The organism is Nocardia gipuzkoensis (assembly GCF_021183645.1).
Lineage (GTDB): Bacteria > Actinomycetota > Actinomycetes > Mycobacteriales > Mycobacteriaceae > Nocardia > Nocardia abscessus.
Genome location: NZ_CP089225.1, coordinates 6646903 through 6660395, shown reverse-complemented (window position 1 = coordinate 6660395; position 13493 = coordinate 6646903). Strand labels below are relative to the sequence as shown.

Sequence of the window (13493 nt, the reverse complement as noted above, 5' to 3'; positions counted from 1 at the left end):
GGGATCATGAGCTACACCAGACCGGGGGCGGGACTCCGGGATCGCCGACTACCCGACGCGCTCCGGCCGCGCCGGCCACGCCGGCCGGGCGGTGCGGTGGCGGCGCATCGAACGCACCGGGTGGACATCACCGACCGCGCCAGGGCCGTCTTGCGCCGAGTGATCGACCAGCACGGAGCGGTGCTGCTGCACGAGTCCGGCGGACGCCGCGACGGTGGCCGGCCACGGTGGCTGCCCATCCGGGAATCCCGGATCGACGGCGAAGACGTCCTGCTGGGAAACCTTCCCTGGCACACCGAATTATGGATCAGCGGCGAACAGTACGAGCACTGGAAGCACACCCACCTGACCGTGGATGTGGCCGACGAGCCCGGCGGCTCGGCCGCGGACGCGCTCGAGAACATGCGCTTCGTCCTCAGATCACGGCTGCTCACCGATGACGAAGCGGCGGCGCTGGCGGCCGGAGGACCGCCGCGCACCGGAGCCGACCGGTTGGCGTGACCCCTGCACGAGCCGACCGGCGGATTGTCCGCCCGGGTGGGCACGACCACCCGGGCGGACGTCATGGCTCAGCGTCCCGGCAGGAAACGCAAGCTGCGGGCGACGGACATCAGGAACGGCTGCCACTTGCCCTTCGGGAACAGCCTCGGCGGGTCGAGATTCATGAACCTGGTGACCACGATCGATTGCGGTTCGGTGAACTTGAGCAGGCCGTCCGGGCCGTGGCGGCGCCCCACACCGGAAATGCCCATGCCGCCCATCGGCGCCGCAGTGGAGCCCCAGGCCGGTGCGTAACCTTCGTCCACACAGACCGTCCCGGCGTGCAATCGCGCCGCGATCCGCTCGCCTTCGGACTTGCTGCCCGCCCACACCGAGGCATTGAGGCCGTAGTCGGTGTCGTTGGCCAGGCGAACGGCCTCCTCGACGTTGTCGACGGGGTAGATGGAGACCAGCGGACCGAAGGTCTCGTCGCGACCGCATTCCATCTCGTCGGTCACCTCGCTCAGCACGGTCGGCTCGAAGAACAGCGGACCGAGATCCGGGCGCGCCTTGCCGCCGGTCAGCACCTTCGCTCCCTTCGACGTGGCGTCCGCGACGTGCTTGGACACCGTTTCCAGTTGCGCTTCGGAGATGAGGCTGCCGATATCGGCCGAATAGTCGTAGGCGGCGCCGAGTTTCGCGGCGTTCACGGCGGCGACGAACTTCTCGGTGAAGGCCGCGGCGACTTGTCGTTCGACGTAGAGCCGCTCGATCGAGATGCACAGCTGTCCGGCGTTGGAGAAGCAGGCGCGCACGGCCGCCTTGGCGGCCTTGTCCAGGTCGGCGCCCGCGGCGACGATCATGGGGTTCTTCCCGCCGAGTTCGGCGGAGAAGCCGATCAGCCGGCGTCCGCACTGCTCGGCCAGGGTGCGGCCGGTGGCCGAGGAACCGGTGAACATCAGGTAGTCGCACGCCTCGACGATCGCGGTGCCGACCACGCCGCCCGGCCCGGGAACGACCGCGAGCAGCTCACGCGGCAGGCCCGCCCGGTACAGCAGTTCGGCGCCTGCCAGCGTGGAGAACGGGGTCTGGCTGTCGGGCTTGACCACCACGGCGTTGCCCGCGATGAGTGCGGGAATCGAATCGCCGATCGACAGCAGCAGTGGGTAGTTCCACGGCGCGATGACGCCGACCACGCCTTTCGGCTGATACCGGACGGAAGCGCGGTTGAGCACGGGGAAGGCGCCTGGTACCCGGCGGGCGCCGAGCAGGCCGGGTGCGGTCTTCGCGAAGTAGCGGGCCGCGAACATCAGGCCCATGATCTCTTCCTGGGCGGCCCAGCGCGCTTTGCCGGTCTCGGCCTGCACCACATCCATCAGGAACTCGCGGTGCTCCACCACCAGCGCACGGTAACGATCCAATACCGCCGCGCGTTCGGATACCGGCCGGGCCGCCCAGCGCTGCTGCGCGACTCGGGCCCGGTCCACGGCGGCCGCGACATCGGCCGCGGTGCCCACCGGCACGCTGCCCAGCGGATCTCCGGTGAACGTCTCCGCGATCGTCCTGCGCTGACGATCCGCGGGCGCCTCGATCGCGGCAAGCGCGCTGAGGCGATCGAATACATCGGCTTTCGGCGCGGGCATCGTTGCCTCCTACTTGTGAGTAACTTCGAGATACACACAATCTACGCCCCGTGCCGCCCGCTATGAACCTGCCGTGGGCGGAATTCGCGACGGGGGCGTCCACAGCGGAATCCGTGCCGAATATCAGGTAGCTCAGTGCTGCGTCCGGGCAGTACTCATCGGCGACGCACGACGCTGCCGCTCTGGTCAAATCCAGTCCCACTCACCGGGACCGGACGTCCGGATAGCCGGGTTCGTGGTTTACGTTATGCCGATGTTCAGAGCGAGGCTCGGGGTCCGCACCCGGATTCTGGCTATCGCGCTCATTCCGAGTCTGACTCTGCTGTTGGCCGGTTTGGGCGGCGCGGGCTACCTGGTAGCCGAAGGAACGAAAGCCAAGGACTGGGCCGCGGAGAGTCAGAACGCCATCCCGGTGACCAGTGAGGTCATGGACGCGGTCCAGCAGGAACGCCAGCTGACGCTCTCCCAGCTATCCGGCGACGACACCCTCGCCGCCGCGCTCGGCACCGCTCGCATGCGCGTGGACGCGGCGGTACGGCGTCTGCTCGCGGCCTCGGCGAACCTGCGCGACGTCGATGAGTCCAAGATCACCGAAGACGACGCCGACCTGGTCATGCTGACGCAGAGCTTGACCACGGTCCGCTCCGCCGCCGACGCGGGCGCACTGCCCATCCCGGACGCGTACATGTTCTACAACCGGCTGCTCGACCCGATCCCCACCGGCGCCAAGTCCACCGTGCAGAGCGCGCCGGACAGCGAGATCGCCGTGGGCACCGTAGCCGGCATCCGCCTGTTCTACGTGAGCGAGGCCATGGCGCGCAGCGACGCCCTCGGTGCGGTCTACGTCCACGGCGCCACTCCCCCGCTCATCCCGATCGACGAGTACACCCGCCAGACCGGCTTCTATCACACCGAAATCGCCACCCTCATCACCGAACTGGACGGCCCGATCAAAGCCCGCCTGCAGGCGCTGTCCACCGGCACGGCTTGGCAACAGCTGACCGCGATGGAGAACGCCATCGTCCAGCGCGTCAGCGCCGCGACGGCTGCCGCGACCACATCGCCCTCCTCGGCGAATCCGAGCACACGGCAATCGACCTTGCCTGCGCTTCCGCTGAACACCGACGAATGGCGTCGTGCGGCGGCCGAGGTCAGCCGCGGGTTGCTCGATGCCTGGTCGGTGTACAACAAGGATGTCCAGCAGATCGCCGAAGACAAGGCCGTCGTGACGGCGACCAGATCCGCCGTCACGGGTGGCGGCATGCTGCTGGTCGGCTTTCTGGTGCTCGTCGTCGCGGTCGTCCTGGCCAACCGCGTCATCCGCAGGCTCAAGCGGCTGCGCGGAGAAACGCTCGCGCTGGCCGACGAGCGACTGCCCGACATGTTGCGCAGGCTGCGCGACGGTGAAGCCGTCGATCCCGCCGCCGAATCCCCGAACCTGGACTACGGCAGCGACGAGATCGGCCAGGTGGCCAAGGCGTTCCAGCACGCGCACTCCGCGGCAGTCTCCGCGGCGGTGGCCGAAGCCCGCACCCGCGAGGGAGTGAAAGCGGTGTTCCTGAACATCGCGCACCGCAGCCAGATCGTGGTGCACCGGCAGCTGGAAATTCTCGACGAAGCCGAGCAGCGCCAGGAAGATCCGGTCCTGCTCGACACGCTGTTCCGGCTCGACCACCTCGCCACCCGCGAGCGGCGCAACGCCGAGAATCTGACCATCCTCGGCGGCGGCAAGCCGGGCAGGCAGTGGCGCAACCCGGTCCCGCTCGTCGACCTGGTGCGCAGCGCTGTCGGCGAGACCCTCGACTACACCCGGGTCCGGGTGGCGCGGTTGCCCGAAATCCACGTCCTCGGCACGGTGGTCGCCGACCTCATCCACCTGCTCGCCGAGCTGGTGGACAACGCGACCTCCTTCTCCCCGCCGCAGTCGCGGGTGGAGGTGGCAGGCAACGTGGTCGGCAAAGGCGTCGTGGTCGAGATCGCCGACCAGGGCATGGGCATGTCCGAGGCCGACCTGGCCAGGATGAACGAGACGCTGCGCAATCCACCGGATTTCGGGGTGGCGGCACTGTCGGCCGACTCCCGGCTGGGACTGTTCGTGGTCGCGCAGCTCGCCGCGCGCCACAGTATCTCGGTGCGGCTGTCGGAGTCCGACTACGGCGGCATCAAGGCCATCGTGATCATTCCGTCCGCCCTGGTCGTCGGTGATTCGGGCGTGCCGCAGCGACCGGCGGAACTCACCGATCCCGGCAGCCGCCGCAGTCTCATCGCCGCACCGGTAGCCACCCATGAGGCGGGTGACTCCGCGCAGACCACCGCGTCCTCGGTCGCGACGCTGGCGACCGAATCCGCCACGCCCCCGCGCTACGCACCGCGGCCGTACACCGAAGCGCCGACGAACCCGGGCCCGGACGGCCGTCCCCCGCTGCCCCGGCGCAACCGGCAGACCAATCTCGCACCGCAATTGACGCAGCCGGTTCAGGAACAGGCCGCCGCCGCGCAATCCGTACGCTCCGCCGAACAAGCCCGTGATCTGATGTCCGCCATCGAGAACGGGACCAGACAGGGCCGCCGCGCCACCATCCCCGACGAACAGGAAGGCTAGGGGTGTCCGCTTCTCCCGCAGGTGATCTGAATTGGCTGCTCGACGATCTCGTCGACCGGCTGGCCGGCGTGCGCCACGCGGTGGTGCTGTCCACCGACGGGCTACTACTCGGCCGGTCCAGCGGTATGAGCAGAGAGGACGCCGAACACTTCGGCGCGATGTCCTCGGCGCTCTACGGACTGGCGCGCAGCGCGGGCAACCGATTCGACGGCGGCGGCGTCCGGCAGGCGGTCATCGAGCTCGACCGCGCGGTACTGTTCGTGACCTCCGCGGGCGACAACGCCTGCCTGGCCCTGCAAGCCGCCGAGTCCGCCAACCTCGGCATGGTGGCCTATGAGATGAATCTGACCGTTCAGCGCGTCGGCAGCTACCTGTCCACCACCCCGCGCCAGGACCTCGTCGGACAGGTCGAGCAGAACCGGCCATGACCGACCCACGTGAGCCCTGGTTCGACGAGGCGGCAGGCCCGCTGGTCCGTCCGTACGCGCTCACGCGCGGCCGCACCAGCTTCACCGGACCCGAACTGGATATGCTCACCACCGTGGTCGTGGACAACTCCGCGTCCACACTGCGGCGGAGCGAACCCGAGTACACAGATATTCTTCGGCTGTGCCGGGTTTCGCAGACCGTCGCCGAACTCTCCGCGCAGTTGCACTTGCCGCTGGCGGTGACGAAGATCCTCGTCGGTGACCTGATCGGCGACGGGCAACTGATCTTCCGCGCTCCCGTTCCGACGGAGGCCGGACCCGATGACCTCAACATATTGCGAGCGGTACTGGATGGAATCCGAAAACTTTGACCCGAGCGGCACACCGCAATTGGCCGCGTCGGTCAAGATCCTCGTCGCCGGCGGGTTCGGCGTCGGCAAGACCACCATGGTCTCGGCGATCAGCGAAGTCGCGCCACTGCGCACCGAGGAGCTGATCACCGAGGTGAGCACCGGCATCGATGATCTGTCGGGCGTGGAGCAGAAGTCCACGACCACGGTCGCACTGGATTTCGGCAGACTGACCATCGACCGCGACCTGGTGCTCTACCTGTTCGGCACGCCGGGCCAGGACCGGTTCTGGTTCCTGTGGGACGAACTGGCGCGCGGCGCGCTCGGCGCCGTCGTGCTCGCCGATACGCGCAGGCTGGGCAACTCCTTTGCCGCCGTGGACTTCTTCGAACGGCGCGGCCTGCCGTTCATGGTCGGTGTGAACTGTTTCGACGGCGCCCCCCACTACACCATCGACGAAGTACGCGACGCCCTCGACCTGGACTCGGTCACCCCCGTCATGCTCTGCGACGCCCGTGACCGCGGATCTTGCAAAGACGTTCTGCTCACTCTCGTCGAGCACCTCATCCAGCGGGCACAGCGGGCGCACGCGACCACCTGATCAGAACCGGGCGGTCGCCTAATTGCCTGCATGGGCAAACCTTTCGGCGCGACGACCGATCGGCTTGCTCGAACATCCTGTCCCATATAAAGATTGGCGCATGGGAACCGGGATGAGGATATTGATCGCCTCTCCACTGGGCAAGGTCATCGCTCCGGCTTTGACACAGGCGCTGCACGAGGCGGTGGTCATCGTCGCGCCGGACCGGCGCACGGTTCAGGAGGCGATCACCGCAACCTTCCGTTTCGATGTCGTGGTGGCCGACCTGGTCTGGAACAACCCGGCCCTGGAATTTTCCTTCGACGGTCTCGATGTCGTGAACATGCTGGCGAAAGCCAACCGACTGGCACCGGTCCTGATGGCGACTCAGGGCCACAGCATGGAGCAGGACTTGCTGGACGAGGCTCGATTGCGTCCCGAGGTCGCCGGGGTGTGCGCCAAGTCCTCCGGCGTCGAGGACTTGCTCGAGGCCATCCGGTCCGCCGCGGTCGGCGCGAAGGCCGGCGTCGATGTGGCACCGGGTTCCGGCACCCCGCTCTACACCTTCTTCAGCGGTCAGCGCGGCTCCACGGCGGGTCGGCTCGCGGGAGCGATCGCCGCGGGCCGTGCTTCGGACGCACCGTCCCTGGCTCGTGCGGCCCAGGTCGGGGTGAACACCGCGAACAAGGTGACCAGCACCTATCTCGGCCCGATCATCGTGCAGCGCGGCGAGCACGAAGCCGGATTGCCGATGACCTTGGGCGCCGTCTACCGATGGTGCGGCCTGCACGCTCGGTACCTGACCAGCTGGTGCCGCAGGAATGGTCACGCCGACGTCTTACGTCCGATGTATCGGTCGCCGGACGAACCGGCGACCGATACCTGACGCGGTGCTAGCCGAACTCGAGCTTCGCCAGGAATTCTTCTTCCCCCAACTCGTTCCAGCTGTGCTCGGCGATTTCCCGGCGGCCGAACAGCGACTCGTCCAGATCGATGCGGTACCTCCCGGAAGGCAACTCCTTGCCGCAGACGATCGCCCTCGCCGCCACACCCGCCAGCGCGCCCGCCAGCGACACCGCTGTTCCCAGCTGCGGCCAGGAAGCCAGGCTGTGCCCTACCTGGGTGAGCGAATAGCGCGTGCGGGGGCTGATGCGGCTGCCGACGATCGCGACAGCCAACTCGATCCGGCGGCGCGGGTCACGAAGGTCGTTCGGCGACAGTTCGGTCACCTCACCCGCCTTTCCGTGGAACAGCGGATAGTCCGGTTGGAGGTCATAGCGTTCCACGTCCAGGAAAGCGTTGTCCCCGTGATCGGTGACCATCAGCACCGGGATTCCCGCCGCACGGGCCCTGCGCCGGATGTCGACTTTCATCGCGAAGTCGTCCATCTCCTCGATCACCACCGACAGCCGCTCCCCCGGCCCCGGCACTCCGAGATAACCCGCGGCCGTCTCGGGCTGGTAGCCGGCCGGGAAGCCCGTGATCTCGCAGTACGGATCCAGCTCGAAGGTGCGGCGTTGCGCGAGGGTGAGTTTCGGCTCGCCCACGTCGCACACCGATCCTTGCAGCCGGTTCAGATTGCTGCATCCGAGGGTGTCGCGTTCGGCGAGACGGAATCGCCGCGCACCGGTCAGTGCGCACACGGCCAGCGCCGAGGCGCCGACGCTCAGCCCCGCGACGCCGATCAAGGCCCGCGACCACGCCTCCTGCTCGTCACCGGTGAGCAAGTGCCGATTGCGGGCAGTGCGAAGACGCCAGAAATGCTCCGCATCGGGAAGTTTGACGATGGTTCTGCGCCACGGGAAGACGACGAAGCGGCTGATCCGATCGATCGAACCGTCATCCAGGGCGGATGCCATATAGGTGGCCAGTGCGTGTCCGGCCGCCGCTGTCCCGGCGGCGAACTCGGGGCGATCGATGACGGCCAGTTCCGGCAGTGCGCTGGTCCAGCAATCGACGAATCGGTATTCCGATCGGGGTGCGAGCAGCTCGGCGATGCGCCCGCGGTCGGCGACGGGATGCAAGATCTCGATCATGCCCGCACCTGCGTCCAGCGGTGCTTGATACCGGCCTCGAAGCCCGCGCTGCCGAAGTGGTGCAGACTGATCACCGGTTCGACCGCGGCGCCGAGCGTCGCGTGCAGGCGCCGGTACTCGTCATTGGTGCGCCGCAGCGCCTCGGTGACCGTGCCTTGCAGCATCGGCCCGAACCCGCCTGCCGGGCAGGCGCCCTCGCGCAGCTCGACACGCAGATGCAGCCTCTGCTCGAACCGGTCGTCGTGTTCGACCGCCAGCACGAACTTGCCACTGACCGTGCGGGCGACCACCGGGTCCTCCAGAGCGGCGCGAATGTTCTCCGGATAGATCTCCAGTGCGTAGAACGATGCCGCGACATCGGTGCGCCGGTGCAGCGCCAGGAAACCGCAGGAGTCCGTCGAGGTGACGACCGGCAACCGGTGGCCGTGCTCGCGCAGCGTGTCCGCGAGACGCGCGGCGGACATGACCTCTCCGACATCGTTGACCCGATAGCGCACCAGGGGAATAGCGGTGTCGGCGGAGAACAGGAACCGGCCCTCGCTGTCCACCTCGGTGTATCGCAAGTCGGCGTCGTACTCCACGAAGGTGGGCTGGTGATGCCCGGCGCCGAACAGAGCTTCCCGCAGCGCGGGATCCCGCTGCGCCGCTCGCCGGACCGCGATGGTGGTCCGGGTCTCGCAGCCCATGATGCCCGCGTCGGCCGTGCCGTAGACGACGCAGATGTCGTCGGGGCGCCCGGCTTTGCCGATCCGTTCGAGAACGTAGTCGCGCCACTGCTCGGTGATGGCCTCGCCCGCGAGCAGCACCCGCAGATCCCGCCGCAGTACCTCCTCGGGCGCATGATCGAGCACGTCTTTGACGAACGGCGGATATCCGGCGATAACGACCTGGTCGTAGCGCGGACCCAGCTCGGCGATGTTCGCCAGGATCGTCTCGAGTTCGATACCCGGGGTGATGACCGACAGTTTGTGTCCACGGCCGCGCAATGCCAGCGCCGCCGTGTAGGTGTACGTGCCGCCGATCCAGTTGCCCATGGCGAAGCAGATCACCAGCAGCGTCGAACGCCGGTGGGTCTGGAAGTGCCCGCGGAACATCCGGCTGTAGAGCTCGATCGCCTCCTCGTGGGCGACGAGGTCGCGCGGCCAATAGGTCGGCCGGCCGGAGGATCCGGAGCTGCACGACCAGGTGCCCGCCTGCGTGACGTCGCCGTGCCACAGCAATGTCTCGAGCGGATAGTGCCGCAGGTAGTTCCCTTTCGTCATCGGCGGCACAGCGGCGAATTCCGCCGCAGTCCGGACGTTTGCCGGGTCGATTTCATGCCGGGCGAGGAACTCGCGGTAGGCCGGCACATGATGCGCCGCGCGGTGAAAGACATCCAATGCCCGGTCGAATCCGGGAGTGGTGTCGACGGGTAACAACAGTGGAGCGGACATATTCGGTGATTCCTTCCCACCCGCCGCTGTGCGTGCCACGGTCGGCGTCGGCGAACTGCGGGCTGAGAAGATCGTCTGAGCAGCGTGGACGCGGCAGAAAGTAGTCAATACAAGGTCCGTACGACACGCGGCGGCCGCACCCCGCGGCCGATAGAATCCCCTCATGGCACACGGGGGAGGAACGGGGCCGGAATCGCTGCCGGTCTCCAATCGGGAGGAATTCGCGGTCGCGTTCCGGCGCCTGCGCACCGACGCCGGGCTCACCGTGCGGCAGGTGGTCGAACGGTCGGGATGCCTGCACGGCACTGTTAGCGGATGGTTCGCCGGTCATCATGTGCCCACTGAGCAGAACGAGCGGATGTTTCGTGATGTGCTGGCCGCGTGCGGCGTTCACGATGCCCAGGCGCAGCAGCGGTGGCTGGCCGCCGTCCGGCAGGTCCGCCCGACCACCGGCCGCAAACGTCACCAGGGCCCGATCCCCTACCTCGGCCTGGAGGCCTTTCAACCGGACGACGCCGAATGGCTGTTCGGTCGCACGCAATTGACGGAGGAGTTGCACCAGCGCATCGCGGCGCTGACCGGGTCGCCACACCGGATTCTCGTCGTGATCGGCGCGTCGGGCTCCGGGAAGTCGTCGCTGTTGCGTGCCGGACTGCTGCCCGCGCTGCGGCAGGCGGGCAGGACGGTGTCGGTGATCACGCCGGGGGCCCATCCAGCCCGCGCGCTCGCGGCGGTGACAGCGGCCGAGGTCGTGATCATCGATCAATTCGAAGAGACCTGGACGCTGTGCCCGGACCCTGCCGAGCGAGCCGAATTCCTCACGGCGCTCACCACCGCCGCTCCGGAGCGGACCTACGTGCTCGGGTTGCGAGCCGACTTCTACCACCATGCGGCCGAGCAGCCAGTCCTGCACGACGCGCTGGCCCACCAGTCGGTGCTGGTCGGCCCGCTCACCAAGGAAGCACTGCGGGAAGCGATCGTCGAACCGGCTCGCAAAGCCAATTGGACGGTCGAGGACGAGCTGGTTCACCTGCTCGTGGTCGAGCTCGCGCCGCGCGGATCGACGGCCGCCCATGACACCGGCGCGCTTCCGTTGCTGTCGCACGCGCTGCTCGAGACCTGGCAGCGCTCCACCCGTCGGCGGATGACGGTGGCGGACTACAACGCCGTCGGCGGCATCGCCGGCGCGGTCGAGCAGACCGCCGAGACGGTGCTGCGAGGACTCACCGAGCCGCAACGGCAGATCGCGCGCCGGACGTTCTTGCGGCTGCTCAACGTGGACGAGGAGGCGATCACCCGGCGGCGGGTGCAGCGCCCGGAGTTGTTCTTCGACGACGACTCCGTGTCGGATGTCAACATCGTGATCGAGCGGTTCGCCTCGCACCGGCTGCTGACGGTCGAGGAGGAAACCGTCGAGATCACGCACGAGGCGCTGGTGGGCGCGTGGTCGCGGATGACGCGATGGGTGAACCAGGATCGCGAGACCCTCACGGTGCACCGCCGGTTGACCGAGGCCACCCACGTCTGGCTCGACAACGACCACGACCCGAGTCTGCTGCTCGGCCCGGCCAGACTGGAATTCGTCCAGGACTGGGCGAACACCGACGGCCACGATCGCGATCTCAACCAGAGCGAGCGCGAGTACATCGCCGCGAGCGTCGCGCACCAGGCCGAGGTGCGCGCACGGGAACGACGCCGTACCCGTATCCTGCAGGAAATGGTCGTCGGCTTGGCGATCGCCTTGGTCGCGGCGATCGTGCTGACCGTCGTGGCGTTGGTCGCGCGCTCCAACGCGGCGCAGGCCCGTGACGAGGCGATGTCGCGTCAGATCGCCGCGCAGGCAGAACGATTGCGCGGCACGGATCCCGCCCTGTCGGCTCAGCTCGCCCTCGCCGCGTTCCGGCTCGAGCCGACCCTCGAGGCGCGTTCGGCACTGCTGGACAGTTCCGCGGTGCACACCCCGAACCGTCTGCTCGGCCCCGACGGCGGCGCGCTGGTCGCCACCGACCAGGCCGGAGGCGTTCTCGCCGTCGGCAGGAGCGACTCCTCCATCGACATCCTGCGTCTGGCCCCGGGCGGCACGGCCCAGCATGCCGGTCACATCACGGCGGCGAAGCCCGGCGACGTACTCGGCGCCATATCGATGACCGCGAGCGGATCGCTGCTCGCCGCCTCGTTCAACGACCACATCGATCTCTGGGATCTCAGCGATCCCGCGGCTCCGCAGCGCCGGTCCACCTTGGGAGCCGCCGCCGCGGTGTATCGCAACCTCGCCATCGGTGCCGACGGACGTTCGCTCGCCGCGGGCACCGCCTCGTCGGCCATCGCGCGCTGGGACATCACCGATCCCCGGGCCCCGGTGCCACTGGGCGCACTCGAACTACCCGCGGGTGCGCCGGTGGTCGCGTTCAGCCCGGACGGCCGGTTCGTCGCCGCTGCCGGAATGGCGGGCTCGCTGCGCATTTGGGCCGGCAGCGGCGCTTCGCCACCGCTGCTGGCCGACGTTGCTCCCGACGGGTCGACGGCACAGGCGCACGCACTGAAGTTCGGACCGGACGGCACCGTCCTCGCCGCCCCCGGACGCGGCAACGAGGTCCGCCGCTGGGATGTGCGCGATCCGGCGCGCCCGGCCGCCCAAGCACCGCTGCGTGGGTTCACCAGCTACGTCAACGACGTGGCGTTCAGTCCGGACGGCAGCCGGCTGGCCGCGGGCAGCTCGGACAACAAGACCCGGGTATGGCGGCTGGACTCCGGGCAATTGGAGATGGAACTGCCCAATCCGGTCATCGTGGTCTCGGTTCGATTCGCCTTGGACGGCCGTGCGGTGATCACCGGAAGCCTGGACGGCGCGGTGCGGATCTGGCCGTTGCCCGGCCCGATCCTGCGCGGGGCGCAGAGTGTCGTCTTCCAGACGCCGATCGACCGCAGGGGTGAACTCGTGCTGGTCGGCGCGGGCGCCGGCGACGGCACCGCCCACCTGTGGAACGTCGGCGCCCCGGCCACCCCGGTCGAGTACCCGGCACTTCCCGTGGGCCCGGAGGAGAAGACCTGCGGCGCGGTGGCCCTGTCGCTCGACGGCTCCTCCGCCGCGGTCGCCACCAGATCCGGTCGCGTGCTGCTCTGGGATGTTCGCGATCCGTGGCAGCCCCGGCTGACATCGACCATAAGCGCCGTCAACGGCATCGTCGCCAGCCTGACCTACTCCCCGGACGCCACGATACTGGTGGTCGCGGGTCAGGACGATCCCGTCGTGACCGCGTGGGACACCACCGATCCCGCCGCGCCGCAACGGCTGGCCGACCTCGATGCGGGACCAGGGCTGCCCGGCATCGTGGCCATCGACAGCACCGGGGACAACCTGGCGGTCGCCACCTCCGACGAGTCGGTGCGCCGCTGGGACATCCGTGATCGCGCCCGCCCGGTAGAACTGCCGAGACTGTCCGGGTTCACCAACGACCTGACCTCCGTGGCATTCAGCCCGACGGCTCAGGTCCTCGCCGCGGGCAGCATGGACCATACCGTGCAGCTGTTCGATGTCTCCGAATCAGGCGCGCCGCGACCGCTGTCCACGCTCGCCGGGGCCGCCGACGCGATCATCAGCGTCAGCTTCGGTCCGGACGGCACGCGCCTCGTCGGCGGCGCCAGCGACAACGGAATCTGGGTGTGGGACATCTCCGATCCCCGCCGGCCGCGACGATCCGCCGTGCTCAGCGCCTACACCGGCAGAGTCAACGACGCCGTCTACGGTCTGCGCGGAGACCTCTTGCTCGCGGCCGGGCCGGACAAGGTGGTACGGCTGTGGGCAACCGAACCCGAGCACGTCGCCGCCGCCCTGTGCCGCAGTGGAAGCACGCTCCTGACCGCTACGGAATGGCAGCGTTACCTGCCCGGCGTCCCACGGTACGACCTGTGCGCAGGCTAGTTCCGCAAGGGAGCCTCGA

10 protein-coding genes are annotated in these 13493 nt (G+C 68.5%); 7 read left to right on the top strand and 3 right to left on the bottom strand.

The annotated features are described in order from the left end of the window. The first annotated feature begins 6 nt into the window (after positions 1-6). Positions 7-501 (top strand): DUF779 domain-containing protein, encoded by a 495-nt coding sequence (locus LTT66_RS30435; RefSeq protein WP_233061988.1) that lies wholly within the window; start codon positions 7-9, stop codon positions 499-501. A 68-nt stretch (positions 502-569) separates the two neighbouring features. On the opposite strand, the gene LTT66_RS30430 is transcribed toward LTT66_RS30435, so the two are convergent. Further along, the gene (locus LTT66_RS30430) at positions 570-2123 is read right to left on the bottom strand and encodes a succinic semialdehyde dehydrogenase (RefSeq protein WP_233061987.1); all 1554 of its coding nucleotides are present in this window, start codon (positions 2121-2123) and stop codon (positions 570-572) included. A gap of 253 nt (positions 2124-2376) precedes the next feature. Between LTT66_RS30430 and LTT66_RS30425 the strand changes: the two genes are divergently transcribed. The 5 genes from LTT66_RS30425 (at position 2377) to LTT66_RS30405 (ending at position 6969) form a co-directional block, all read left to right on the top strand. After that, positions 2377-4725 carry a sensor histidine kinase gene (locus LTT66_RS30425; protein WP_233061986.1) on the top strand — a complete coding sequence of 783 codons (2349 nt, stop codon included), beginning with the start codon at positions 2377-2379 and terminating at the stop codon, positions 4723-4725. Between the two features lie 2 nt (positions 4726-4727). After that, the gene (locus tag LTT66_RS30420) at positions 4728-5153 is read left to right on the top strand and encodes a roadblock/LC7 domain-containing protein (RefSeq protein ID WP_043691167.1); all 426 of its coding nucleotides are present in this window, start codon (positions 4728-4730) and stop codon (positions 5151-5153) included. Further along, on the top strand, positions 5150-5524 hold the full coding sequence (locus LTT66_RS30415; protein ID WP_233061985.1) for a DUF742 domain-containing protein: 375 nt from the start codon (positions 5150-5152) through the stop codon (positions 5522-5524). The genes LTT66_RS30420 and LTT66_RS30415 overlap by 4 nt, the downstream gene beginning before the upstream one ends. Further along, positions 5505-6104: a GTP-binding protein gene (locus tag LTT66_RS30410; RefSeq protein WP_181719691.1), complete on the top strand. Its 600-nt coding sequence runs from the start codon at positions 5505-5507 to the stop codon at positions 6102-6104. The genes LTT66_RS30415 and LTT66_RS30410 overlap by 20 nt, the downstream gene beginning before the upstream one ends. A 112-nt stretch (positions 6105-6216) precedes the next feature. Beyond that, a complete protein-coding gene (locus LTT66_RS30405; RefSeq protein ID WP_233061984.1) occupies positions 6217-6969 on the top strand; it encodes an MSMEG_1198 family transcriptional regulator in 753 nt (250 codons plus the stop codon). Positions 6970-6976: 7 nt separating this feature from the next. Here the strand turns inward: LTT66_RS30405 and LTT66_RS30400 are convergent, their stop codons facing one another. Together LTT66_RS30400 and LTT66_RS30395 are read right to left on the bottom strand one after the other, a co-directional pair. Continuing rightward, on the bottom strand, positions 6977-8119 hold the full coding sequence (locus tag LTT66_RS30400; RefSeq protein ID WP_233061983.1) for a ThiF family adenylyltransferase: 1143 nt from the start codon (positions 8117-8119) through the stop codon (positions 6977-6979). Next, positions 8116-9552, bottom strand: a complete 1437-nt coding sequence (locus LTT66_RS30395) for a phenylacetate--CoA ligase family protein (protein WP_233061982.1) — start codon at positions 9550-9552, stop codon at positions 8116-8118. Before LTT66_RS30395 ends, LTT66_RS30400 begins: the two co-directional genes overlap by 4 nt. 163 nt (positions 9553-9715) lie before the next feature. On the opposite strand from LTT66_RS30395, the gene LTT66_RS30390 reads away from it, so the two are divergent. Beyond that, the gene (locus tag LTT66_RS30390; RefSeq protein WP_233061981.1) at positions 9716-13474 is read left to right on the top strand and encodes an nSTAND1 domain-containing NTPase; all 3759 of its coding nucleotides are present in this window, start codon (positions 9716-9718) and stop codon (positions 13472-13474) included. Positions 13475-13493 lie beyond the last annotated feature (19 nt).